Raw genomic sequence first — 23,110 nt, 5'->3', positions numbered from 1 at the left:
TTGTTGACACAACCGGGACGCTTGCGCCAACATTGGATGTGTCATTTACTGTTTTTCTAAAGAATCCAAAAGCTTTTTAATGCCATCATAATGTCCCGCGCCGTAGATCAGAGCAATTTTCTGTTTTGAGTTATCGTTTATTTTATTGGCGATTAAATTATTTCTGTAATTAAGTACTAAAATTTGGTAGGCTTTTCTTTCGTTTTTTCTATAAGAACATTTCGTGCTATTAGTTATATCCGGAGTATTTAAATCACATTCTTCTAATTTAATCTCACCATATTTGCTTTCATAAAATTTTATTAACTCAGGCACCGTAGCATCTACATTTTTGCTATTTATACTATTAAGTCTCCAATCTGCATAAGCAGGCTGAAATTTAATTTCTTTTGTAAATTTTAAATTTTTTTCAAGCATTATTGAGTCAAGAATTTTTTCATATCCTCCATTCGGTAATCCCATTCCCATAATTTTTCTTAATTTCATCAAATCCTGTTTATCTGATGATTTGCTTGTAACATTTTCAAGGTAAAAGAAAAACCCTAACTTTTGTAAAGAGTCAATTTTAGTATTCACATCAGAATAAAAGTTTTGTGTTCCGATATGGTGCATAGGAAAGAAAACAATTTGCTTGTCTTTGAAATTAAATTTACTTACAGAAATTTTTTCATCGTAAATGCCTTTTTTGGTAAGGGCGTAGTTAAATAATTTATTCGTACAAGATGATAATGCAATGAATGAAATCATGAATAAGATCAAATTTTTTCTTTTCATTATTTTAAAATGTTTTTTAATTTATAGCTTATAAATAATTAAATATTTGTTGTGGACGAAATTAATTCAAATGTAAATGAGAAAATGATAGCACATCTTAATATTTATCAATATCGGAAAACTTAAAATTCTGCAGCTTTATTAAAGGTTTTGTCTTTCCTATTTTCTCTTTTGTAACAATCGTTTTCGATCCATTTCCGAAAATTTGTTTGTGATATTTGACACCGGTGATAAAATTGATTTCTGTTACTGTGAAGATAGTATTTTTAATGGCGGCAAAGTCAAAGTCGCCATCATGGGAGATTTTTAAAACTTTAATCAATTCAAAACTGCCTTTTTGATATTTAAAATCAAAGATGATATAGCCTTCTCCAAGTTCTGATTCAATTTTGAGGAGACCGTCTTCTATTTGTAGGGACCTGATGTGATGACTGGCCTGAGTCGAAGAGATAACGGGCTTTAGTTGTTTGTCATGCTGTGACAGAAAAACCTGTAATGTCATTGTTTGCCTGTAATCTGAAGAATCCATTGCTAAAGTGACTCTATCATCTATGTTATCGTTGTTCAAATCTCCGGATATATCTCTCACAATAACATTGAAATGCTTTGAAGCAGTAGTATCTTGTGCCAAAACAGTGAGTTGTAGGCAAAATGTAAGACTTAGGCAGTAGCAGTATTTCATTTTTCTATTTTTTGTAAAGGTCAATTTCGGAAATTCTTATTAAATTACTGTTAACAGTTAATCAGAAAAAAAATTTTTGATCTCCAGCTTCTCAATCAACCTCCCTTTCACCACCGTAAAAGCATAATCTTTCGCTTCAGCAAACGAAACATTATATTTCCTTTCAATATTCCTGAGATCTTCAGGGAATTTTAACAAAAGACTGTCGTAAAAAGAATTCAAAAATTCCTGTGAAGGCATTTCGTATTTTATTTTCAACTGAAAACGTCTGATGATTGAGGTGTCGATGATTTCTGCGTGGTTGGTGGCGCAGAGGAGAAGTGCATTTTCGGGGTAATAATCGATGAGCTGAATCAGCGTGTTGACTAGTCTTCGCATTTCGCCAACATCTTTATCATCGCTTCCTCTGGCTTTCCCGATTTGGTCGAGTTCATCAAGGAAAAGAACGGAGCGTTCTCTCGCCGCTTTGTCGAAAATCATTTTGATGTTTTGGGAAGTTTCGCCAATTCTTGAAGAAACAATATTGCTGAGGTTGAGGATGATGATATTCTTATCCAAAGCATTCGCAACCGCTTTTGCTGTCATGGTTTTTCCACAACCTGAACTTCCTTGGAGAAGGATTTTATTGTTGACGGGAAGCCCATATTTCTGAAGTTCGTCTGTGTATTTCTGTTCTTTGATGAGCTGTAGAATCTGTTGCTTATTTTCAGGTTCAAGGTAGACATCGTCCAGTTTAACGTTTTTTTTATCCTGAATGATGAGGTTATACAGATTCATTTTCAATTAAATTTTGGTAAAGATAAATTTTTGACATTCAAACAAAAAAAAAATCAAACCTCAAAGTTTGATCAATTTGTAAAAAATAATTTACTTAAAAGGATGAATTTAAAAAAAAATGAAACTCAATGAGTAAATTTTTCCTATAGGCAGTAAAAAGTTTTAAATTAATTTCCCTCTTTCTTAGCTGTTGCAAAATAAGAAGATACTAATACTGCACATGTTGCGATTCCGATATAGGCGATCATAATTGTTGAATTTTTATTTTATTGATAATTTGTTGTGAATTCTATAATGCAAATTTACGGCAAATTTTAAAGATTCCAAACCTCTCAATATGACGTTTATCACTGTTTTAAGTAGATTTAACAGGGAAATTGACGTTTTTGTAAATGTTGATTTTAAAATGGTGGCTATGTTTATAGGTTGAATTTGATTATCAAATCATTAATTAAATGTTATTTTGGTAATTATTCTTCAGTAAGTATTGCAGAGTTCTCAATTAAAAATCAATTAGAATTGGTATGTTGTGCATTCAAAAAATTTTGTTGTTAAAACAAAAATTAACATGAGGAACCTATATTATTCTTGAGTTTTACTTCAGAAGTTTCTGATCATTTGTACAAAAAAAACTCATTCGCCTGCTTTTTCCGGTTTCCTTTTTAAAAATCTCCTCTCCACATTTCATACAGGTCTTTTTATGGTAAACCTGAAATGTCTTGCTCAAAGTATCGGTACGTTTATATTTTAAAAACTCAGAAGCGTAATCCTTCGTTTTTTTTATAATCATTTTAAGCTTTGCCTTATTCAAATTTTTAATCAAATTTTCCGGATGAATTTCTGCCCGGAACAGAGCCTCATTTTTAATGATATTTCCCACTCCGGCAAAAATATCCTGATTCATCAGAGCGTCACAGATCATCATTTCAGGATGTTTCTGCATTTTTTCGATTGCTTTTTCATCACTCCATTTTTTGCTCATGATGTCTGCTTCCCAATTTATTTTAGATAATTCGCTTTTGTCAGCCACTTTTACCACACAGGTGTAAAAATACATTCCGTCTTCTTTGAAAGTAAGGCCCAGGCGAAGGGTATCGATATCTTTTCGCATAGATAAACTGTAGGATCCGAACATCATCAGGTGAATTTTAAAAATAATTTTGTCAAAAATCAGGTAGGTCTGCTTGCCGAAAGTCTTGATTTCACGCAATGTTTCACCACTCAGATCGACGGTTTTTGGAACTTCACTTCCACTCATTGAAATTACTTTCTGACCTTCAAATTTTTGCAGATCTTCTTTCATCAAAACTATAGTCGGACCTTCGGGCATAGCTTATTTTTTTGTGTAAAAAGTCAAATATTATTCCTTTAAAAATAAAATTTGCTTTAATTTTGAAAAATGATGAATTTGAATGAGATTTTCACCAGTCAGCGTACCGGCAATAATCCAAATACAGCGGCCTCCCGCACCGATTTTCAGAGAGATTATGACAGAATTATATTTTCTTCTGCCTTCAGAAGACTGCAGAATAAAACTCAGGTTTTCCCGCTTCCGGGAAGCGTTTTTGTGCACAACAGATTGACGCATTCACTTGAAGTTTCTTCTGTTGGACGAAGTTTGGGAAGCATTATCGGAGATTTTATCGTTAAAAATTTTGAAACGGTTTTGACTGAAGATTCGAAAAGCTTTTACACGCATAATCTCAGCAACGTAATTGCCGCGGCCTGTCTATGTCATGACGTTGGAAATCCTGCTTTCGGGCATTCGGGTGAGGATGCAATTGCGAGTTATTTTGATAAAAATGAAAATCAGATTAAAGATAAATTCAATGCAAAAGAATGGGCAGATCTCGTCAATTTTGAAGGAAACGCCAACGCCATCCGTGTTCTCACGCATCAGCAGCAGGGCAAAGATTTAGGCGGAACTCAATTGACCTATTCTACACTTTCTGCCATTGCCAAATATCCTTGTGAAGCCGTTGCAAGAGATAAAAAAAATCTTCACCGTAAGAAATTCGGTTTCTTCCAGAATGAAAAAGATACTTTCCTGAAAATTGCTGAAGCAACGAAACTTGTAAAGGAAAATGATGAGCCGTATATTTTCAGAAGACATCCTTTCGTCTGGCTGGTAGAAGCCGCTGACGATATTTGTTATAACATTATCGACATGGAAGATGCGCACCGTTTGGGAATTGTATCAACCGCCGACTGCGAAAATCTGTTCTTTGAACTGGTAAAATCAGAGACGAATGACATCAAAAAAGTAAAAGATAAACTCAGTTTGATTTCAAACGAAAACGAACGGATTTCTTACCTGAGAGCCAAGGTTATTAACGCATTAATCAATCAATCCATCGAAATTTATAAAGCCAATTTCAGCAAAATTCTTGACGGAAGTTTAGATAAAACCCTGCTCGACATCTATAAATCCGAAAAAAATACTTTAAAGGATATTGAGATTTTTTCAATCAATAAAATTTACAATCACAAAGCAGTTGTTGAGATTGAAAACGCCGGATACAACGTAATGTACGAACTTTTAGATCACTTTATTCCATCAGTTTTAAAGTCTAAAAATGAGATTAAATCTTATGATAAAATGGCATTGAAACTTCTTCCGCAACAGTTTGTGTATGAAGAAGGTCCAGATTATCAGAAAGTTTTGGGCGTGATCGATTTTGTTTCGGGGATGACAGATAATTATGCAACAGATCTTTACCGAAAAATCAAAGGTATTGATATCGGAATGACGATGTAAAAAACGAATCACGCATCTGTAACAGCTGGATGACCATCAATCACTGAAAATTATTCTTCCATTTTTCTGAAAAATCAATTCCATTCTGTCCCATTATTCCGGTGATGATTTTGTTGATTTCCTTTTGAGGTTTATCGGCAAGTACAGCTTTTCCGCCGTTTTGATCCACGTAGGATTTTTCAGCAATCAAAAGCCATTTGTGAAGATTGGCTTCGAGTTCATCCAGAGATGATGCGTCGGGACAGATTTTTAAAGGTTCGATCAGTCCGTCAAAATCACTTCCTATGCAGATATTTTTCCACGGCTCGCTCATTCCAACCCTTACAATTCCAACCTGAATGATATGGATGACGTTAAAACAGAACACCAGCGGATGGCGTTCTTCCTTAGTTGGAACCAACCAGCTTTCCTGCTCCATCATCGATTCCATAGTTTCTGTACGGAGATTTTTAACTGAAATTTGTGGAAAATGAGTCTGGAAATCAGGTGTACTCAGGTATTCTTCGTCGCCAGCCATATTTAAACCTGCTTTAGACTGAAAACCGAGGATTCTAACATCGAGACTTACCCCGAGAATTCCGCCGCTTTTTAAAATTTCAATAATATCTTCATCCATTAAATTAATCGACCACGGATTAAAACTGAAATCGTTATTAATAGAAGAACCCCATTTTCCGGAAGGTTTTCTCTTGGTTTCCACCGAAACTGCACGGGCGCCGTTGTAATGATAAACCTTGCATTTATCGGTTTCCAAAGCGTTTTTCCATTCGTTGACACTGTAGCCAGTGACGCCAATGTGCGATGCAATCAGCGGGATTTTTGAATAATCTGGACTGCCTTTAGGAAATTTTGTTGTTAAAAAGTTTTTTCTCCATTCATACAAATCCTGTCTCGATTTCAGACCTAAATGTTTGATGTCAATTAAAACAGGTCGTGCTTCTCTCAGATGATTCGTCATGGTAAAACATTTCTGAAGCATCTGATATCCAAGATTGGTAAAACCATTTCCGAAAGGAAAAAATGAAGGGTGTTTCAGCATTTTCATTCCGAAAGCATGGGTTGCCAAAACCTGTTCTTTGATGTGGGTTAAATGTGTAACGGTCAGATAAAAAAGATCCATTCCCGATTTTGAAAGGCTGTGATAGAAGTATTCAAAATTTTCTGCGGGATTCTGGCTGTGGTGCGGAAGGCAGTCGGGATCGGTACTTCTGTAAGGGTCGTTATTGCTACAGTTTCCGTTGTTTGCGGGAACAAGTTCTCTCCATAAATCATCCTGCGAAAGCAATTTTCCTGATTCTTCATCAATAATTCTGTCTTTTTCAAAATCAAGTTTTGAAGCATTTCCTACAAGATATTTGCTGATGTTGTGGCTTCCTTCGAGACTGAAACAGAGCTCCATTTTGCCATTGTTCCGTTTCTGCGAATTTCTTGATGCAAAATTGATCACATTTTGGTCATGCAGAAAACGGAAAATGCTCAGTTCCATCAGCATCAGACGGTAATAGGAAACTTCGCCGTTCCGAACTTTATCGAAATATTTTTTATCTAAAGGATTTGAAAAATTACTTTTTAAAATACCTCCAAACAGGCCTTTGCTGTCTGCGAAACCGTATTCAAGATTGCAGATTCCGGCGACGGCAAATTTCAGATTTCCTTTGTCACATTGCGTTACCGAGCACTGACTTTTAAGAATATGAAGCAGAAGATCGTCCAGAACATTGGTGATGACGTTGGTCATTCTGATCGGTTGGGTGTAGTCTTTTATGCTTTTTGTGACTTTCGGAAGTGTCTCATCATAATTGCAGATGTGATTTTTGAAAATCGGATGCAGATGTAAATCAAAATATGAAGTCATGGTGTTTTAGTTTTTGTAGCTGTCAAAATACATTTTTAAGATCTTCTCAGAATCATGTGCAGAGTTCCCGGAGTCGGATTCAAATACGCTGGAAACGGTATTTCCGGTGATGGCCGAGACGGCAATCCTTCCTCTTTCGGTCATCATCATTTCGCTCATATCACTTTCAAACTGTTTGCCTGGAGTTACTTTTTTAATTAAAGTCTTCCAGAGAAAATGTACCCCTTCACGAATGCCGAGATCCCATTCTGTCTGTCTGAAATTGGTGTAGGCATGCTGCAAATCCTTAGCTTCCGGAAGTTTCTGTTTTAGTAAACTGGAAATATCCAAAATTCCTGCTCCATAATTATCCGTATCCCAACTATCCGGCTTGAAAACTGAATTTTTCAGACAGGTTCTAAAGGCTTCAACAATCTGCCACGGGAACTGGTATTTTTTATAGATTTCATCAAAATTTTTGGCTTTCCAAAGTGCGGCAGCTGCGGCTATGTGCGGTGTTGCGTAGCTTGTTCCGCTTCCGTACGCCATGATTTCATTTTTCTCCTTATCCATTGAAGGTACGTAAACATCTTCTCCGGGAGCAGCAATGTCAACCGCTTTTCCGTAGCTGCTTCCTCGCCATGGTTTTTGGTTAGGATTGATGGCTGCCACGGCAATTGTTCCGGGATAGAGGGCAGGAGCAACGATGGTTTCCACCTCATTTCCAGCGGCACAGCACCAAATAATTCCGTTTTCATAGGCAGATTTTGCAGCTTCGGAAATCATCAGTCTCGGATAACTTCCCATGCACATGAAAAGAATGTCGGCACCTGTATTTACCGCCTGATTGACAGCATCGACAAGATTTTTTCCTCTTCCGATCAAAACAACAGATTCTGCAATCCGGTAGGGGATTACTTCTATTAACTGTTCCTTGTTTTTATCAGTTAAAATGCCATAATTTCCGTCGCTCTTGTAATTCATCTTTCCACCGCAGATAATGCTGGCTGTGCGGGTTCCGTGGCCGGGATGTTTCAGAAGTCCTTTTACCATTTCATCTCTGGCGTCTGAGCCGTCGATAAAATCTTCGTCGTTTTCATAATTAAATCTTCCTTTTACCTTTGAATGATCGGTGTAACCTGTATCAAGCTGAATTAATTTTAAATTTTTAAGCCGTTTTTTTACCTCTTCAAAATTCCCTTTCTCAGATTTTATAATTTTTTCTAAAATGGTTTCTGTATCGGTTTCAATATCATTTAAAAAATCGACAGTTCCGTTGTTTATGGTAAGACCGACTGCGATGCGGTTCCAACCCCGTTGTCTTTCTTCTTTAGTATCTGTTTTAATATCAAAATAGTGGGAAGCATTCCATTTTGTTTTAAAATCATCTTCACGTTCCACCACATTACTGGTTTTCATGGTTTCCAAAATATCAGATTCGGTTAGGTGAATGTTGCTGCTGCTTGGAAATTGCATATCCGTTTCCATTGGTAGATCAGGGGTGGCATTTTTTATCTGAGGTAAAGCTTCCAGTTTCGCTGAAATTTCCCATGGATTTTCTGATGACCGCACCGTCACATAATAAATACTTTTCTGTGAAGCAGAAGTTGAAAACGGAAAAACTGGCTCGTTACTTACGATTTCGGGAATTAATTTCTGATAATTATCCACCCAGTCATCCTGCATCGTCTGAATATTGACCAGTTCAATTTCAAAATATTGAAGTGCCGTATCTGAATCTGATGAAGGACTTTGGAGAATATTTACACTTTGATTAATGACGGTATTTTCTGAATTTTTCATGATGTTTTCAGGATTTGGATGTTTTTTTTCTTCAAGATCAGATTCTGTCTCTTTTTCCTGTTTTGTGAATGAACTTCTAAGTACAGAATTTCTGAATGCTTCCATACTTTGGGGAAGTTTAAATTTCCGGATGCATTTAATGATCGAACTGATTCTTACCCCTTCATTTCCCATCCAGTCAATCGACTCGTCAGGATCACCACTGCTGTACACGCCACCGTCTTTCCTCAGAATTTGTCCCTGCTCATTTTTTCTCGGAATACTGCTGTGATGAAGGGCGACAATTTCTCCGGTTCCCAAGCCAATAACAACCGCTCCGGAAGAGCCGGGAAGGGTATCTGATTCGTAAATAAGGAAATCATCTTTTAAAGTAAGCATTCGGATATCTTTCATGACGATTTTTTTGTAATCGCCTTTGGGATGCTGAATGATAACGCAGCTTTCTCCGTCAATGATTTTACCTAAATTTTCGTTGAGTGATGTGTAAGGCACTTCAGAAATGTTTTTACCGTCATCTGATCTTTCTGAAACTGCAAGAACTGTAAAATCCAGACCGTTAAGCGGATTCTCCGGTGTGGTTTTAAAAGACGAGGTGATGAAGAATTTTTCAGGCTCAAAATTGAAAGAAAGTGTACGCTTCGAGGTTTTGTCGCCGTCCATCTCATAAAAAAACTGAACGGTTGAATTTTTGGCTGTATCCTGATCTGGGAAAACGTGGTTGTTGGTGATCAGAATTCCGGGGGCGATCAGAAATCCTGTTCCGTAGCCTGTATTTCCGTACCGGGTTTTGATGGTGATTCTTCCTACAGATTCGGCAATTTTAAAGATTTTATTGAGAATGTGAATGTCCTGAAAATTCGGAACACCATTGATTCTCTCCAATGCGTCAGGGATTGAAGTGTGCTCGGCAGCAACTCTTCTGGCCAAAGCATGAGGATCAGACTGTAATTCTGTGAGTGATTTTTCTCCGTTACGGTTTTCCTGAATCCCTTTTTTAATGGTTTCTATTTTCCTGGTGGCATCGGTAAATCTTTCGTATGCTTCATCCAGAATGTTTAACTGGAAAGACATAAGTGGTTTGGTGTTTAGTTTTTATTTGAAAAAAATTGGAATTTTTATAGTCTTTTCCGGTCCTCAAAGCCGGAAATTCAATTTTCATAAGAACATGAAATTGTACAGTTGCTCGATGTTTAGTTTTTGCGTTATTGTTTACGTAAATGTATAAAAAAATAAAGTATGTTGGTGAAAATTCGTAAAAAAAATAAATTTTGTGTATATTTAAAAATTAACTGTTAAAATATATTCTATGATTTATTTAGGTATTCTGGTCTTTTTCGGACTGATCACTTTATTTGCCTCGTTTTTCACCGTAAAGCAGGAATCTGCTGCGGTTGTGGAAAGATTGGGTAAATTCTTGAAAGTAAGCCACGCAGGTTTACATCTGAAGATTCCTTTTCTCGATCAGATTGCGAAACGTCTGAATCTGAGAATCCAACAGTTGGATGTTATTATAGACACCAAAACTTTGGATAACGTATTTATTAAAATGAAAGTTTCCGTGCAGTATCAGGTGATCAGAGAAAATGTAAAAGACGCTTATTACCGTTTGGAAAATCCTGAAAATCAGATTACTTCTTATGTATTCGACGTTGTGCGTGCTGAAGTTCCAAAAACGAAATTAGATGATGTTTTCGTTAGAAAAGATGATATCGCTATTGCGGTAAAAAGTGAATTGCAGGAAGCAATGCAAAGTTATGGATATGATATTATCAAAGCTTTGGTGACAGATATTGATCCGGATGAGCAGGTGAAACATGCGATGAACAGAATCAACGCTGCTGAAAGAGAAAAAACAGCTGCTGAATATGAATCTGAAGCGCAAAGAATAAGAATTGTAGCTGTTGCAAAGGCTGAAGCAGAATCTAAAAAACTTCAGGGGCAGGGGATTGCAGACCAGAGAAGAGAAATTGCAAAAGGTCTTCAGGAATCGGTTCACATGCTGAATTCTGTGAATATCAAACCTCAGGAAGCTTCTGCTTTAATAGTGGTTACGCAGCATTATGATACTCTTCAATCGATTGGAGCTAATAACAGAAGTAATTTGGTTTTGTTGCCAAATTCACCAACTGCAGCAAGTTCTATGTTGAATGATTTAGTGGTTTCCATGGCTGCCACGCAAAATCTGGATGATTTGAATCTTCCACCTAAAAAATAATTTTCAAAAAAGGAATAAAAAAAAGCGGTTTGTTGAAAACCGCTTTTTTGTTATTTCTTCATTCCCGGAGGATAGTTTGCCATAATTTCAGACATAATCTGAGGAATTTGCTTCTGCTTGGCTTTAGGTCTGTCAACAGAAATACCGCTTCCGATGCCCTGCCATACCAACTTTTGCGTTCTCGCATCTACCATATCAACGATGATAGCGCCTTCGTTGTAATTGCTCGTCCAGGTTCTGTTCATCCCGATTCCCCAACCAAAACCGCCGCCCCAGCCCCACATTCCTCCGTACGGATTGGTGGTGTTGATATCAGTGATTTTTTTGTGATTGGCTTTCACGTTAATGATTACATCAGGATTTTCGCCAGACTGCAAACCTTTTGCCTGCAGCTGTTTTGATAATTCATTTAAAACTCTGTCTTTATCGATATCGTTTATTTTCAGATCATCAATTCTCAGTTTGTACGTTCTGTAATTGCTGAAAGTAGCGGTCTGAGCATAATCTGATCTTACCTGAAACGGGCTGCACGATGCAAGACCTAAGCTTGCTGCAAGTAGAATAAAAATATATTTCTTCATTTTATTTATTTTTTTTTAATGATCTTTATAAATGTGTCTGTCTTTTTATCATATCCGTAAGGGCAGTGCCTGCATCCGCTTTTGCAGCAGTGGCCGCGCTTCAGATGAAATTTTTCTGTAAAAACTTTATATCCCTGTTCGTTATAATAAAAGTCTTCATTCTCTTTGATATTAAATAGAGCCATAAAGTTAAATGCTAAAATTCAAAAAACCTATATATTTGTGTTTATGATAATTGTATGCCAAAAACCTCTAAAACGCTTGAAAATAAGTGGCATAACACTTTTTCCGTTTATATTTATTAGGAATCCCGAAGATAAGAAAAATAAAATACTGATCAATCATGAAAAAATTCATTTGCGGCAGCAATTGGAGTTACTTATTATTTTCTTCTACATCGCTTATCTGTTTGAATTTTACTACTGGCTTTTTAAGCTTAAAAACAGTCACAAAGCCTATCGCAGAATATCTTTTGAACGTGAAGCCTACTCGATGGAGCATGATTTGAATTACCTGAAAAAAAGAAAGTTCTGGGGATTTCGTAAGTATCTAAGAGATTAGATTCACTTGCTTTCAGATTAATTCTACGAATACAGTAGGATCGGAACAAATTATTTAAAATAAAAAAGAGAACTTTGCATCATGGACATTCCTAAAATGCAGATTCCGGTTAAAGAAATTCCTATCGGAGGAAAGGTGAAGCTCTTTATGAAAAGGGAAGATCTCATTCATCCCGAAATCTCAGGAAACAAATACTGGAAACTTTTTTTTAATATCAATAATTATTTAGATTTAAAACCTGAAAATCCCTTAATAATAACCTTTGGCGGAGCTTTTTCTAATCATATTTCAGCAGTTTCAGCTGTTGGAAAGCATTTTAATATTAATACTTTAGGCATAATCCGTGGCGAGGAAATAGAACAAAAATGGAGTGCTAATCCTACTTTGGTGTATGCGAAACGAAACGGAATGAATCTTAAATTTGTTTCCCGTGAAGAATATCGGCATAAAGAAAAACTTACAGAATTTTTAAAACATGAGTTTCCCGAAGCACTGATTATTCCCGAAGGCGGAACCAATAGAAATGCTGTTCAGGGCATTAAAATGATGCTCAATAAAGATACAAAAGATTTTGATTATCTTTGCACAGCAGTCGGAACCGGAGGAACTGTTGCCGGACTTTCTCAGTTTTGTGAAGACAATCAGAAAGTTATAGGTTTTAAGGTAGTGGATGATGCTTCATTGGATGAAAAAATTTCGGAGTTAACTTCAAAAATGAATTTTCATCTAACTGATGCTGCTTTCGGAGGTTATGGTAAAATTAGTGATGAAAATATCCGTTTTATCAATGACTTTAAATCAAAGTATGGAATCCCGCTGGAACCGATCTATACAGGAAAAATGATGCAGAAAGTTTTTGAAATGATAGATGAAAATTATTTTCCTGAAGGAAGTAAAATTCTCTGTTTTCACACCGGTGGTTTGCAGGGAATTGCAGGAGTCAATTTGCTTCTGCAGAAACAGAACAGAAATTTAATTATATAAATTTATATCTGAAAAATGAAACGCATCAGTGTTCCATCTTTCTTTTAAAACAATAAAAATAATAAGATGAAAAGACTTTTCACCGTCGTAAGCCTTTTAGTTTTATCTAAATTCTCAGCCCAAACCTGGGCGAATGATGATCAGTACATTCAAAAATTTGCTCAGTATGCCGTAGAGGAAATGGAAAAATATAAAATTCCTGCCTCAATCACGCTTGCACAGGGGCTTTTGGAAACGGGTGGCGGACAGAGCCGGCTCGCACTGGAAGGAAAAAATCATTTTGGAATCAAGTGTAAAGAAGAATGGACCGGCAAGACGATGAAACATACCGATGACGCTCCCAATGAGTGTTTCAGAGTGTATGATGACCCGAAGCAGTCTTATGAAGATCACTCAGTTTTTTTAGCTACCAGAAAGTATTACGCCAACCTTTTTAATCTGGATATGAAAGATTACAAAGCGTGGGCTCACGGCCTTAAAAAGGCGGGTTATGCCACAAATCCAAGGTATGCAGGCATTCTCATCAGCAAGATTGAAAAGTACAGACTTTACGAATTTGATCAGGTGAGTTCTAAAGAAGTCAATTTTGCTATTCTTAAGATGTATCCTGGATTGAAGGACGATCAGGCATACATGGCAAGTCTTGAATCTTCAAAGGTTGTTGAGAAGAAAAAAGCTTCAAAACCCGCACCTTCGCCTAAAAAAGTGTACGCTGAAGCTCCCAAAAAGGAACGTGTGAAGACCAAATCAGAAATTCTGAATTCTATTTTAATTAAAAGCCATCCTAATGGAGGTTTGAAATATGTAATTATTCCGGAAGATACAGATATTCAGTTTATTGCCAATAAATTTAAAATCAGTGAAGAAAAACTGATGAAATGGAATGAGCTGAATACCAATTCTTTAAAGAAAAACGAAATCATCTTCCTTGAATCTAAAAATTCTGACGGAACTACACCAACCTATCAGGCGGGACTTTCTGAAGATATGCATGACATAGCCCAGAAATTCGGAATTAAACTCAACAAATTATACGCAAAAAACAGAATGGATGAGGGCCAGAAACCTTCAGCCGGACAGTTAATTTATCTGATTTCAAAAAAACCAAGAAATTAATGGTATGCAATTGTTTTTTACCATCCTGCATCCCACATCCAACACCCAACATCAATGAAATACCAAAGAAGTTCAGCTTTATTTGATGAAGCTTACCAATATATTCCTGGCGGAGTAAATTCGCCTGTCCGTGCCTTTAAATCTGTAGGTGGAGTTCCTGTTTTTATGAAATCTGCCAAAGGAGCTTACCTTACAGATGCCGACGACAACGTTTACGTAGATTACATCAACTCGTGGGGCCCCGCAATTTTAGGTCACACCCATCCCGAAGTTTTAGAAGAATTAAAGATTCAGGCTGAGAAAGGTTTTTCTTTTGGTGCACCCACGGAACTTGAAACAGAAATCGCAAAATTCATCACAGAAAATGTTCCGAATATCGACCAGATCAGAATGGTTTCTTCGGGTACGGAAGCCTGTATGAGTGCGGTGAGACTGGCAAGAGGTTTTACAGGAAGGGATAAAATTGTGAAATTTGAAGGCTGTTATCACGGTCATTCAGATTCATTTTTAATCAAAGCGGGGAGTGGAGCCATCACTTTTGGAAATCCCAATTCTCCGGGAGTAACTGCCGGAACTGCAAAAGATACTTTGCTGGCAAGATACAATGATATCGGGCAGGTGGCAGAACTTTTTAAAGACAATGATAACGAAATTGCAGCCATCATTATCGAACCGGTTGCCGGAAACATGGGATGCGTTCTTCCGGAAAATGATTTTCTCCAAAAACTGAGAATTTTATGTGATGAAAACGGAGCTTTACTTATTTTCGATGAGGTGATGACGGGTTTCAGACTTGCTTTTGGCGGTGCACAGGAATTATTTAACGTGAAAGCCGACCTTGTAACTTACGGAAAAGTAATCGGTGGCGGTCTTCCGGTGGGAGCGTTTGCAGGAAGAAACGAAATTATGGATTGTCTCGCGCCCAAAGGTGCAGTCTATCAGGCAGGAACTTTAAGTGGAAATCCTTTGGCGATGAGAGCAGGTTTAAAAACTTTGCAGATCATTAAAAATGATTCAGGATTTTTCGACAGGCTAGCAGAAACAACGGAAGTTTTAGATATCGAATTCGGAAAAATTTTAAACGAAAAAGGAATTCATCACAAGATCAACAGAACAGGTTCGATGATGTCGGTTTTCTTTGATACCGATAAGGTTTCAGACTTTGATGAAGCTCAGAAAGCCAGTCATTCTACATTCAATAAATTCTTCCATCACATGCTTGAAAACGGAATTTATCTTCCTCCAAGTGGCTACGAAACCTACTTCATCAGTGATGCCATCGGTGATACCGAGATCAATCTCACCCTGGATGCAGTAAGGAAATTTTAAATACATTCAGAAAATTATAGAAATATTAAGATGAAGTTCAGTTGGGCTTCATCTTTTTTTTTATACAAATACGGCTGATTACAAGTTGGTTGCTTTACTGCTGCATAATTAATTGCTGCAATTCAGTGATTTCTACCGCGCAGCATGGGTGTTTAAGTAGTGATTTTCATATTTTAAACCTTCACAAACCTGCCTACAAACATCGCGGCAACGATATCTCCCACAGCATTCAAAACGGTTGCCAGAGGATCAACCAAAGTTCCGATAATAATTACAGCCGGGATGGCTTCCTGCGGCAGACTGTAAACGGAGATCATCAGCATTTCGCCAATATATCCACCGTTGGGAATTCCGCCTGCCACAATGCTTACAAAAACGGTAATTGCTAAGGCTAAAAGAAGATTGGAAGGTTCAAAAAAATCTCTTCCTATGATTTGAAAAGCAATATAAATCTTAATAATCGATGACATGGAAGAGCCGTTTTTATGCAGAGTAGTTCCGATAGGTATCACCAGATTGGCAACAGAACTTGGAATCCCAATTTTGGAGGCAGCTACCAGATTAGTTGGCATCGTGGCAAAGCTGCTGCAGGTGCTCAAAGCAGTCAGAGTAGGGTAAACTGCATTTTTCCAAAAACTTTTAATTCCGGTTTGGCCGTTTGCCATAAAGGCGTAAAGTGTGAAGAATACAAAAAAATAGACAATTCCAGCAATGTAGTACAGACCTAAAGGTTTAGCATAAAATCCAAAAAGCTGAGGTCCCAGGGTTGCCACCTGATAGGCAAAGTACGCCCCCAAACCAATCGGAGCAATTTTCATAATCATTAGCAGAAGCTCTTTCATCACTTCATATCCTGAAGCTATAAAAATTCTGAAAGGTTTTCCGTTTTCACCCGCTTTTCTGGTTGCAAATCCCGTGAGGAAGGCAAAGATGAGCAGAGCCAGCATATTTTTTCGGGAAAACAATTCGGTAAACTCTCCAACGGTGAAAAAACTTACAATCCTGTCTCCCCAGTTTTCTTCCTGAGCCGTTTCAGCAATGATTTCCTTACTTCCTGATATCGATGAAACCGGGAAAATGTACACTGCACCAATAGTAAAAACGGCTGCGGTCAGTATAAAAAACAGAAATGTAAAAGACATAATGAGCAGAATCTTCCCAAATTTAGAATCCTGCTCAAGAGATGCAATAGAGTTAGCAACAGCAAAAAACACCAGAGGAACTACACTCACGAAAAGAAGATTAAGAAAAATATCACCTAAAGGTTTGATGTATGCCACAATTTCAGGAGCCACAATCCCGATGATGCTTCCCACGGTAATCCCCACGAGTACTAGAATAATGCCTGAGTAATTTTTTAGAACCTGTTGCATCTGTTTTGATTTTAATCAAATATAAGTCATTAATCTATATTCCTATGAATTCTGTGGTATTTATGTTTAAACATTCACAAAGTTTTTTGAAGTATAATTTCATTTTAGAATCACTACAAATTGGCATTTTTCTCGTCAAATACTTTCCACGGAATCATTTTTGTATCTGTAGAATCATCACTAAAAATATACAGTTATGAACACCAACAGACTTTCACAAAGACTCGAGCAGGCTCTCAGCGACCAGATGAATACCGAAGATTTACAGTCACGAACATACTTTTCTTACGGAATCTGGGCAGCCGACAAAGGGTATGGTGGAATATCAAATTTCCTTTTCCGTCATGCGCAGGAAGAGAGAGACCACGCAGTAAAATTTATGCAGTACATTCTCAACAGAGGCGGGAAGCCTAACGTTACAGCTCTTGAAGCTCCAGGTGCAGAACCTACGAGCCTTTCCAACTGTTTTGATATGGTTTTTCAACATGAGGTAGATAATACAACGGCAATATATAATCTTGTGAACATTGCTTTCGAAGAAAAAGACTGGGCTTCATGGAATTTTCTTCAGTGGTTTGTAAAAGAACAGATTGAAGAAGAAACATTTGCAATGAATTTAATTGACAAACTGAAAATCGCGGGAGGAGACAGAGCAAGCGACGAATCTTTATTCACTCTCGATAAAACTCTGGAAACGCTTCCTGACGATGCCGAACTTGCACAGAATGCTACAGGTCCCAATCCCTAATAACTCAATCATTTAATTAACCTTAAATCTGTCGGTCGTCTGGCAGATTTTTTTGTTATGATTCTCTCTTTAATTTCTTTATCTTTGCACACTTAAAATTCAAGGTTTAAAATTCAATATTTAAAAAATAAATTGAATCCAGAATTAATAAACTTTGAATATTGAATATTAAATTTTGAATCGAAATTATGAAATGTGGAATCGTAGGCTTGCCGAATGTAGGTAAATCAACTCTTTTTAACTGTCTGAGTAATGCAAAAGCACAATCAGCAAACTATCCTTTCTGTACCATAGAGCCCAATTTGGGAACGGTTTCTGTGCCGGATCAAAGACTTTTTGAGCTTGAAAAAATAATCAATCCTGAAAAAGTAATTCCTGCTGTTGTAGAGATTGTAGATATTGCAGGTCTTGTAAAAGGTGCGAGCAAAGGCGAAGGTCTTGGAAATCAGTTTTTGGCAAACATCAGAGAATGTGAGGCGATTATTCACGTTTTAAGATGTTTTGATAACGGAAATATTGTGCACGTGGAAGGTTCTGTAGATCCTATGCGTGACAAAGAAATTATCGATATCGAGCTTCAGCTGAAAGATATGGAAACAGTGGCGAAAGCTGCTGAAAAAGCTAAAAAGTTTATTAAATCCGGTAAAAAGGAAGATATTTTGGCTTATGAAACGCTTCAGAACCTACAGCAGCATTTGGAAGACGGAAGAAATGCCAGAGAATTTGCAACGAATGATGCAACAGCAGAGATTATTGGTGAAGTACAGTTGTTGACCAATAAACCGGTTCTTTACGTGTGTAATGTAGACGAAAATTCAATCAAAAACGGGAACGACTGGATTGCCAAGATCGAAGAAATGGCTAAAAGCGAAAACGCAGAAACCGTAGTTTTGGCGGCTCAGATCGAAGCTGATATTAACGAACTGGAGACTTTTGAAGAGAGAGAAATTTTCCTTGACGAATTGGGTTTAACTGAACCGGGCGTTAACCGTCTGATCAGAAAAGCATACGATTTGTTAAAACTTCAAACCTACTTTACAGCAGGTGTAAAAGAAGTGAGAGCATGGACCATCGGACAGGGCTGGACAGCGCCTCAGGCTGCAGGTGTGATTCATACAGATTTTGAAAAAGGATTTATCCGTGCAGAGGTAATCAAATATGATGATTACATGACTTACGGCTCTGAAGCGAAAATCAAAGAAGCCGGAAAACTGGGAGTTGAAGGGAAAGAATATATCGTAAAAGACGGCGATATCATGCATTTCAGATTCAACGTTTAAGAAGACCAAGTAAAAGTTAGTTATATAGAAAACGCTTCCAGATTCATTTTTGGGAGCGTTTTTTGTTGAATTTAGAAAAAAGATTTTATGAGGTATTTATTTATATTTTTTCTGTTGATTTCATGTTAAAAAACAATGGAACAGAACTGTTTTAAACAAAAAGGAGAGAGGATGAATATGTTGAAACTAAGCCTTATACTGTTAAGCAAATTTTGGATGAAAAACCTGCATATCTTCAGATTGAAAATTTAAAAAAGTTTAAAAGCTTTAAGCAAGATAGTTTAGAACGCAAGAAGAACACTCAATCTACTGTTTTTGACGATAAATATATGGAGAATTATGAGTATGAAAATGCAAAGTTTATCGAAAAATTTGGTCATCAGTTTGGCTCTATTACTATGCAGAATTATAAAGGTATCGATTATGTATTTGCAAGAAGCCATGAAGGTTATTGGTTGCTTGAATTGGATAATAACAAACCCAAGGCATATTTTTTAGGTTTGAGTTTTAGTCATTTCAGTTTTAATTCAATCAAAAATAAAAATTTTATTGTGAACGGATTTCTTCAGCTTGAGGGAAGTCTTGTTTAAAGATAATAAATGGCAAATAGAAATTGTTGGAGGTACCGTTTCATAATTTTGTAAATTTGATTTTTACAAATCACCATCATGGAAAAATCTGCTCACACTTCTTACGCTTCCCTTGAAGATTTCTACAGAGAAATTGCCGTCAAATTAGGGAAAGATGTAGAAACCCTTATTCCAAAAGGTTTGCAAAAAGACATCGGTCATTTCAATGTTTTTGATATTGCCCAAACGATAGAACGCCTGCGAACCACGTGCGAAATGCCATATAACCGTCGAAAATACTATAAAATAAGTTTAATACGCGGAAAAAACAGAGCAGAGTATGCAGATAAAGTGATTTCGATTGAGAAGAATGCTTTACTTTTTGCGACGCCGAAAGTTCCTTATCATTATGTGCCGGAAAATGAAGATCAGGCAGGAAGTTTCTGCGTTTTTACAGAAGATTTTTTTCTGAAAAACCTTTCGCACAGTAGTCTTCAGGAGTTGCCGATTTTTCAGCCCGGGAATATTCCTGTTTTTGAAATTGACAATAATCTGGCAGATGAAATTCAGCTCTTATTTAATAAAATTAAAAATGAAATTGAATCTGATTATATTTTTAAATATGATCTCATCAGAAATTATGTGGTGGAACTGATTCATTACGGTCAAAAATTACAACCTTCCTCAAAGCTTTCAACGTCAAATGAATCTTCAATTAGAGTGGTTTCTTTATTTATAGAACTGCTCGAAAGACAGTTTCCTATTGAGACTTCAGAGCAAAGGCTTCAGCTAAAATCTGCTAAGGATTTTGCCGACAGATTGGCGGTGCACGTGAATTATTTAAATAAAAAATTAAAAGAAAGCACCGGCAAAACAACCACCGAAATGATTGCCGAAAGAGTGATTCAGGAAGCTAAAATCCTTTTAAAACAAACCCATTGGAGCATTTCTGAAATCTCCTACGCTTTAGGTTTTGAAGAAATCGCTCACTTTTCAAACTTTTTTAAAAAGAAAACATCTCTCACTCCGTTGGAATTCAGGCTTTGATTTGAATTTTGCAAATTTTGGTTTGATTGCAGCAAAAATTCTGGTCTGAAATTTTCTCAGCTTTGTATTATTAAATTTAATCATTAAAAAAATGGAAACAAGAACAAAAATCGCTTTAATAACTGGCGGAAGCCGTGGTCTGGGAAAAAATTCAGCATTAAAAATTGCAGAAAAAGGCCTGGATGTGATCATCACCTACAATTCAAATAAAGAAGAAGCTGACAAAACCGTTGCTGAAATTCAAAATTTAGGTAGAAAAGCTATTGCGTATCAACTCAATACAAAAGACGTAAAATCATTTGATGCTTTTGTGAAGAAAGTTGGCGATCATTTGGAAGAAAATACAGGAAGCAGAAATATCGATTTCTTAATCAATAATGCAGGAACTGCTTTGTACCAACCGATTGCTGATGTTACAGAAGAACAGTTGGATGATATGGTAGACATACATTTTAAAGGTGTTTTCTTTCTGACTCAGAAATTTTTACCTTTCATCAGTGATGGTGGCGGTATCATCAATCTGTCGTCAGGCTTGGCGAGATTTGCAATACCGGGTTCTTCAGTTTATGGTTCCATGAAAGCTGCTGTTGATCAGTTGAGCAAATATATGGCGAAGGAACTGGGAGCAAGAAAAATCAAAGTCAATGCAGTGGCTCCAGGTGCCATCGAAACTGATTTCGGTGGCGGAAGAACACGCGATGACGAAAATATCAATCAAATGGTTTCCTCAAATACTGCATTGGGAAGAGCCGGTTTGCCTGATGACATCGGTGGCGTTGTAGCTTTTCTTTGTACTGAAGAAGCGAGATGGATCACGGCTCAGAGAATTGAGGTTTCTGGAGGAATGTTCTTCTAAAATAAAACAGGCAGTTTCAAAATCAGAAACTGCCTTTTTTTTATTTTAATCGTAATGAAATCTACATTTGGTGATCAGAATCTGGTCTTCTTCGTACCAATAGATTAATCTATGTTCATCGTCGATTCGGCGGGACCAAAAACCTGAATATTTATGTTTTAAGGGCTCTGGTTTTCCAATTCCTGCAAAAGTTGTTCTTGGAATATCTTTCAGCAAATCATTGATTCGTTTGAGTTTTTGCCTGTCGGTTTTTTGCCAGTACAGATAATCTTCCCAAGATTCATCTACAGAAATGTACTTCATTACTCTTCTATTAAATGCTTTTCAAATGAATTTTTATTTTTCAGTTTTTCTACGGCAGCATCAAGGCGTTTCTCATTTATTCTTGAAGATAATTCATGATTGGTGGCTACAAGAGAATTGTATTCCTCCAAAGACATCACTACAATTCCTGAGTCTTTCCCGCGGTTAATGATCAGGGTTTCGAAATTTTTGGCAACTTTATCCAGATAGCTTTTAATATCTTTTCTGAAATCTGATACAGTAGTAATGATCATAAAATGTATTTTATTTGTACAAAACACGTACAAATTTTAAAACTAATTAATATTTCTAATTTAAATATTCCTTAAATTTTCCAAAGCTTTTTCCAAAGTCTCATCTTTTTTGGCGAAGCAAAGTCTGATTACATTTTCATTCAGTTTATCTTGATAAAACGAAGAAAAAGGAACTGTGGCAACTTTATGGTTGATGGTTAAATCATGTGCGAAATCAAGATCCTTTTTATCTGAAATTTTATCGTACTTCACAGCCTGAAAATAAGTTCCTTCACAATCAAGAAGTTCAAACGAAGTTCCTGAAAGTCCGTTTCTGATCAAATCTCTTTTTTGCTGGAAAAACTGATTCAGATGTAAGTAATTCTCTTCATTTTTCATGTAATCCGCAAAGGCTAATTGAATGGGCGTGTTGACAGAAAAAACATTGAACTGATGTACTTTTCGGAATTCTTCGGTCAGATTTTTCGGTGCAGCACAATATCCCATTTTCCAGCCGGTTACGTGGAAAAGTTTTCCAAAAGATGCGATCAGAAAACTTCGTTCTTTCAGTTCGGGATATTTGCAGACGCTGAGGTGTTTCTTTCCATCAAACACAATATTTTCATAAACTTCATCGCTCAAAATAAAAACTGAAGTTCCTTTTACGATATAAATCAGTTCCTGAAAATCGTTTTCATTTAAAATTTTGCCTGCCGGATTATTGGGGTTGTTGAGAATAATTAGTTTCGTCTTATCTGAAACCAATTTCTTAACCTCAATCCAATCGATGGCATAATCGGGAGCGGTCATTTTAAATCTCTTCACAATTCCTCCGAAAAGCTCTACTGTAGGCTCATAACAATCATAAGCAGGTTCAAAAATAATTACTTCATCGCCGTCTTTTACCAAAGTTGCAATAGCTGTGAAGATGGCCTGAGTTCCACCCGCTGTAACCGTAATTTCTGTGTCGGGATGATAAATTGCCTGATGAGAATTTTCAATTTTTTTTACTATTTCTTCCTTTAACGGCAGCATTCCGCCCATTGGGGCATATTGATTAAATCCTTTTTTCATGTATTGATCCACAAGATTCAACAGTTCAGGATCAGTTGGAAAATCCGGGAAACCCTGCGAAAGATTGATGGCTTCATTTTCATTGGCCAACTGTGTCATCTGGCTGAAAATTGTGGTTCCTACATTAGAAAGTTTAGATAAAGGAAGTTGTATCATGGGATGATTTTATATTTGAACAGATAAAAATAGGCCATTATGGTGAAAAAACGGCAA

The 23,110-nt window shown here is 36.7% G+C and carries 23 protein-coding genes; 11 read left to right on the top strand and 12 right to left on the bottom strand.

Annotation, left to right across the window (positions count from 1 at the left end; genetic code table 11):
* Positions 1-45: 45 nt before the first annotated feature.
* The 4 genes from ASG31_RS10800 to ASG31_RS10785 form a co-directional block, all read right to left on the bottom strand.
* Positions 46-774: a hypothetical protein gene (locus ASG31_RS10800; protein ID WP_056032022.1), complete on the bottom strand. Its 729-nt coding sequence runs from the start codon at positions 772-774 to the stop codon at positions 46-48.
* A 97-nt stretch (positions 775-871) separates the two neighbouring features.
* Positions 872-1,456, bottom strand: a complete 585-nt coding sequence (locus tag ASG31_RS10795) for a hypothetical protein (protein ID WP_131725541.1) — start codon at positions 1,454-1,456, stop codon at positions 872-874.
* A gap of 57 nt (positions 1,457-1,513) precedes the next feature.
* Positions 1,514-2,233, bottom strand: a complete 720-nt coding sequence (locus tag ASG31_RS10790) for an AAA family ATPase (protein WP_056032016.1) — start codon at positions 2,231-2,233, stop codon at positions 1,514-1,516.
* 595 nt (positions 2,234-2,828) lie between these two features.
* Positions 2,829-3,563: an endonuclease gene (locus ASG31_RS10785; RefSeq protein WP_056032012.1), complete on the bottom strand. Its 735-nt coding sequence runs from the start codon at positions 3,561-3,563 to the stop codon at positions 2,829-2,831.
* Positions 3,564-3,635: 72 nt separating this feature from the next.
* Between ASG31_RS10785 and ASG31_RS10780 the strand changes: the two genes are divergently transcribed.
* A complete protein-coding gene (locus ASG31_RS10780; protein ID WP_056032576.1) occupies positions 3,636-4,991 on the top strand; it encodes a deoxyguanosinetriphosphate triphosphohydrolase in 1,356 nt (451 codons plus the stop codon).
* 40 nt (positions 4,992-5,031) lie between these two features.
* Here the strand turns inward: ASG31_RS10780 and ASG31_RS10775 are convergent, their stop codons facing one another.
* Together ASG31_RS10775 and ASG31_RS10770 are read right to left on the bottom strand one after the other, a co-directional pair.
* Positions 5,032-6,846 carry a hypothetical protein gene (locus ASG31_RS10775; protein ID WP_056032009.1) on the bottom strand — a complete coding sequence of 605 codons (1,815 nt, stop codon included), beginning with the start codon at positions 6,844-6,846 and terminating at the stop codon, positions 5,032-5,034.
* A 6-nt stretch (positions 6,847-6,852) separates the two neighbouring features.
* Entirely contained in the window at positions 6,853-9,699 is a 2,847-nt protein-coding gene (locus tag ASG31_RS10770) for a S8 family serine peptidase (protein WP_056032006.1), read from the bottom strand.
* A 235-nt stretch (positions 9,700-9,934) separates the two neighbouring features.
* On the opposite strand from ASG31_RS10770, the gene ASG31_RS10765 reads away from it, so the two are divergent.
* A complete protein-coding gene (locus ASG31_RS10765) occupies positions 9,935-10,843 on the top strand; it encodes an SPFH domain-containing protein (protein ID WP_056032003.1) in 909 nt (302 codons plus the stop codon).
* Positions 10,844-10,893: 50 nt separating this feature from the next.
* Here the strand turns inward: ASG31_RS10765 and ASG31_RS10760 are convergent, their stop codons facing one another.
* Both ASG31_RS10760 and ASG31_RS10755 read right to left on the bottom strand, forming a co-directional pair.
* Complete coding sequence (locus ASG31_RS10760; protein WP_056032000.1) at positions 10,894-11,424, bottom strand: DUF4136 domain-containing protein; 531 nt, start codon at positions 11,422-11,424, stop codon at positions 10,894-10,896.
* Between the two features lie 5 nt (positions 11,425-11,429).
* The gene (locus ASG31_RS10755; RefSeq protein ID WP_056031997.1) at positions 11,430-11,609 is read right to left on the bottom strand and encodes a DUF5522 domain-containing protein; all 180 of its coding nucleotides are present in this window, start codon (positions 11,607-11,609) and stop codon (positions 11,430-11,432) included.
* Positions 11,610-11,652: 43 nt separating this feature from the next.
* Here ASG31_RS10755 and ASG31_RS18940 point away from each other — a divergent pair, with 43 nt between their 5' ends.
* From ASG31_RS18940 to hemL, 4 genes are all read left to right on the top strand, one after another.
* Positions 11,653-11,985: a hypothetical protein gene (locus ASG31_RS18940; RefSeq protein WP_056032573.1), complete on the top strand. Its 333-nt coding sequence runs from the start codon at positions 11,653-11,655 to the stop codon at positions 11,983-11,985.
* Between the two features lie 81 nt (positions 11,986-12,066).
* Positions 12,067-12,969, top strand: a complete 903-nt coding sequence (locus ASG31_RS10745) for a 1-aminocyclopropane-1-carboxylate deaminase/D-cysteine desulfhydrase (RefSeq protein WP_056031994.1) — start codon at positions 12,067-12,069, stop codon at positions 12,967-12,969.
* A 66-nt stretch (positions 12,970-13,035) separates the two neighbouring features.
* Positions 13,036-14,085 (top strand): glucosaminidase domain-containing protein, encoded by a 1,050-nt coding sequence (locus ASG31_RS10740; protein WP_056031991.1) that lies wholly within the window; start codon positions 13,036-13,038, stop codon positions 14,083-14,085.
* Between the two features lie 54 nt (positions 14,086-14,139).
* Positions 14,140-15,414 (top strand): glutamate-1-semialdehyde 2,1-aminomutase, encoded by a 1,275-nt coding sequence (hemL, locus tag ASG31_RS10735; protein WP_056031988.1) that lies wholly within the window; start codon positions 14,140-14,142, stop codon positions 15,412-15,414.
* A gap of 173 nt (positions 15,415-15,587) precedes the next feature.
* On the opposite strand, the gene ASG31_RS10730 is transcribed toward hemL, so the two are convergent.
* Complete coding sequence (locus ASG31_RS10730) at positions 15,588-16,787, bottom strand: dicarboxylate/amino acid:cation symporter (RefSeq protein WP_056031985.1); 1,200 nt, start codon at positions 16,785-16,787, stop codon at positions 15,588-15,590.
* Positions 16,788-16,983: 196 nt separating this feature from the next.
* On the opposite strand from ASG31_RS10730, the gene ASG31_RS10725 reads away from it, so the two are divergent.
* From ASG31_RS10725 to ASG31_RS10705, 5 genes are all read left to right on the top strand, one after another.
* Positions 16,984-17,535: a ferritin gene (locus ASG31_RS10725; protein ID WP_056031982.1), complete on the top strand. Its 552-nt coding sequence runs from the start codon at positions 16,984-16,986 to the stop codon at positions 17,533-17,535.
* A gap of 188 nt (positions 17,536-17,723) precedes the next feature.
* The gene (gene ychF / locus ASG31_RS10720; protein ID WP_056031979.1) at positions 17,724-18,815 is read left to right on the top strand and encodes a redox-regulated ATPase YchF; all 1,092 of its coding nucleotides are present in this window, start codon (positions 17,724-17,726) and stop codon (positions 18,813-18,815) included.
* A gap of 212 nt (positions 18,816-19,027) precedes the next feature.
* On the top strand, positions 19,028-19,405 hold the full coding sequence (locus tag ASG31_RS10715) for a hypothetical protein (protein WP_056031975.1): 378 nt from the start codon (positions 19,028-19,030) through the stop codon (positions 19,403-19,405).
* A gap of 78 nt (positions 19,406-19,483) precedes the next feature.
* Positions 19,484-20,431 carry a helix-turn-helix domain-containing protein gene (locus tag ASG31_RS10710; RefSeq protein ID WP_056031972.1) on the top strand — a complete coding sequence of 316 codons (948 nt, stop codon included), beginning with the start codon at positions 19,484-19,486 and terminating at the stop codon, positions 20,429-20,431.
* A 91-nt stretch (positions 20,432-20,522) separates the two neighbouring features.
* Entirely contained in the window at positions 20,523-21,287 is a 765-nt protein-coding gene (locus ASG31_RS10705; protein WP_056031968.1) for an SDR family NAD(P)-dependent oxidoreductase, read from the top strand.
* 45 nt (positions 21,288-21,332) lie between these two features.
* Here ASG31_RS10705 and ASG31_RS10700 read toward each other — a convergent pair whose 3' ends face one another.
* From ASG31_RS10700 to ASG31_RS10690, 3 genes are read right to left on the bottom strand one after another with little or no spacing between them, the layout of a single operon-like run.
* Positions 21,333-21,590: a Txe/YoeB family addiction module toxin gene (locus ASG31_RS10700; RefSeq protein WP_056031965.1), complete on the bottom strand. Its 258-nt coding sequence runs from the start codon at positions 21,588-21,590 to the stop codon at positions 21,333-21,335.
* Positions 21,590-21,844 (bottom strand): type II toxin-antitoxin system Phd/YefM family antitoxin, encoded by a 255-nt coding sequence (locus ASG31_RS10695; RefSeq protein WP_056031962.1) that lies wholly within the window; start codon positions 21,842-21,844, stop codon positions 21,590-21,592. The genes ASG31_RS10700 and ASG31_RS10695 overlap by 1 nt, the downstream gene beginning before the upstream one ends.
* Before the next feature lie 60 nt (positions 21,845-21,904).
* Positions 21,905-23,053: a methionine aminotransferase gene (locus tag ASG31_RS10690; RefSeq protein ID WP_056031959.1), complete on the bottom strand. Its 1,149-nt coding sequence runs from the start codon at positions 23,051-23,053 to the stop codon at positions 21,905-21,907.
* Positions 23,054-23,110: the final 57 nt, after the last annotated feature.

This window comes from Chryseobacterium sp. Leaf404, assembly GCF_001424145.1.
Classification (GTDB): domain Bacteria; phylum Bacteroidota; class Bacteroidia; order Flavobacteriales; family Weeksellaceae; genus Chryseobacterium.
Note: the sequence above shows the minus strand (reverse complement) of the source record. Positions and strands in the feature narration are given on the sequence as shown.

What these genes read in the sequence shown, in the direction of transcription:
- ASG31_RS10800 (WP_056032022.1), bottom strand. Translation starts at nt 774, where the DNA reads ATGAAAAGAAAAAATTTGATCTTATTCATGATTTCATTCATTGCATTA.
- ASG31_RS10795 (WP_131725541.1), bottom strand. Translation starts at nt 1,456, where the DNA reads ATGAAATACTGCTACTGCCTAAGTCTTACATTTTGCCTACAACTCACT.
- ASG31_RS10790 (WP_056032016.1), bottom strand. Translation starts at nt 2,233, where the DNA reads ATGAATCTGTATAACCTCATCATTCAGGATAAAAAAAACGTTAAACTG.
- ASG31_RS10785 (WP_056032012.1), bottom strand. Translation starts at nt 3,563, where the DNA reads ATGCCCGAAGGTCCGACTATAGTTTTGATGAAAGAAGATCTGCAAAAA.
- ASG31_RS10780 (WP_056032576.1), top strand. Translation starts at nt 3,636, where the DNA reads ATGAATTTGAATGAGATTTTCACCAGTCAGCGTACCGGCAATAATCCA.
- ASG31_RS10775 (WP_056032009.1), bottom strand. Translation starts at nt 6,846, where the DNA reads ATGACTTCATATTTTGATTTACATCTGCATCCGATTTTCAAAAATCAC.
- ASG31_RS10770 (WP_056032006.1), bottom strand. Translation starts at nt 9,699, where the DNA reads ATGTCTTTCCAGTTAAACATTCTGGATGAAGCATACGAAAGATTTACC.
- ASG31_RS10765 (WP_056032003.1), top strand. Translation starts at nt 9,935, where the DNA reads ATGATTTATTTAGGTATTCTGGTCTTTTTCGGACTGATCACTTTATTT.
- ASG31_RS10760 (WP_056032000.1), bottom strand. Translation starts at nt 11,424, where the DNA reads ATGAAGAAATATATTTTTATTCTACTTGCAGCAAGCTTAGGTCTTGCA.
- ASG31_RS10755 (WP_056031997.1), bottom strand. Translation starts at nt 11,609, where the DNA reads ATGGCTCTATTTAATATCAAAGAGAATGAAGACTTTTATTATAACGAA.
- ASG31_RS18940 (WP_056032573.1), top strand. Translation starts at nt 11,653, where the DNA reads ATGATAATTGTATGCCAAAAACCTCTAAAACGCTTGAAAATAAGTGGC.
- ASG31_RS10745 (WP_056031994.1), top strand. Translation starts at nt 12,067, where the DNA reads ATGGACATTCCTAAAATGCAGATTCCGGTTAAAGAAATTCCTATCGGA.
- ASG31_RS10740 (WP_056031991.1), top strand. Translation starts at nt 13,036, where the DNA reads ATGAAAAGACTTTTCACCGTCGTAAGCCTTTTAGTTTTATCTAAATTC.
- hemL (WP_056031988.1), top strand. Translation starts at nt 14,140, where the DNA reads ATGAAATACCAAAGAAGTTCAGCTTTATTTGATGAAGCTTACCAATAT.
- ASG31_RS10730 (WP_056031985.1), bottom strand. Translation starts at nt 16,787, where the DNA reads ATGCAACAGGTTCTAAAAAATTACTCAGGCATTATTCTAGTACTCGTG.
- ASG31_RS10725 (WP_056031982.1), top strand. Translation starts at nt 16,984, where the DNA reads ATGAACACCAACAGACTTTCACAAAGACTCGAGCAGGCTCTCAGCGAC.
- ychF (WP_056031979.1), top strand. Translation starts at nt 17,724, where the DNA reads ATGAAATGTGGAATCGTAGGCTTGCCGAATGTAGGTAAATCAACTCTT.
- ASG31_RS10710 (WP_056031972.1), top strand. Translation starts at nt 19,484, where the DNA reads ATGGAAAAATCTGCTCACACTTCTTACGCTTCCCTTGAAGATTTCTAC.
- ASG31_RS10705 (WP_056031968.1), top strand. Translation starts at nt 20,523, where the DNA reads ATGGAAACAAGAACAAAAATCGCTTTAATAACTGGCGGAAGCCGTGGT.
- ASG31_RS10700 (WP_056031965.1), bottom strand. Translation starts at nt 21,590, where the DNA reads ATGAAGTACATTTCTGTAGATGAATCTTGGGAAGATTATCTGTACTGG.
- ASG31_RS10695 (WP_056031962.1), bottom strand. Translation starts at nt 21,844, where the DNA reads ATGATCATTACTACTGTATCAGATTTCAGAAAAGATATTAAAAGCTAT.
- ASG31_RS10690 (WP_056031959.1), bottom strand. Translation starts at nt 23,053, where the DNA reads ATGATACAACTTCCTTTATCTAAACTTTCTAATGTAGGAACCACAATT.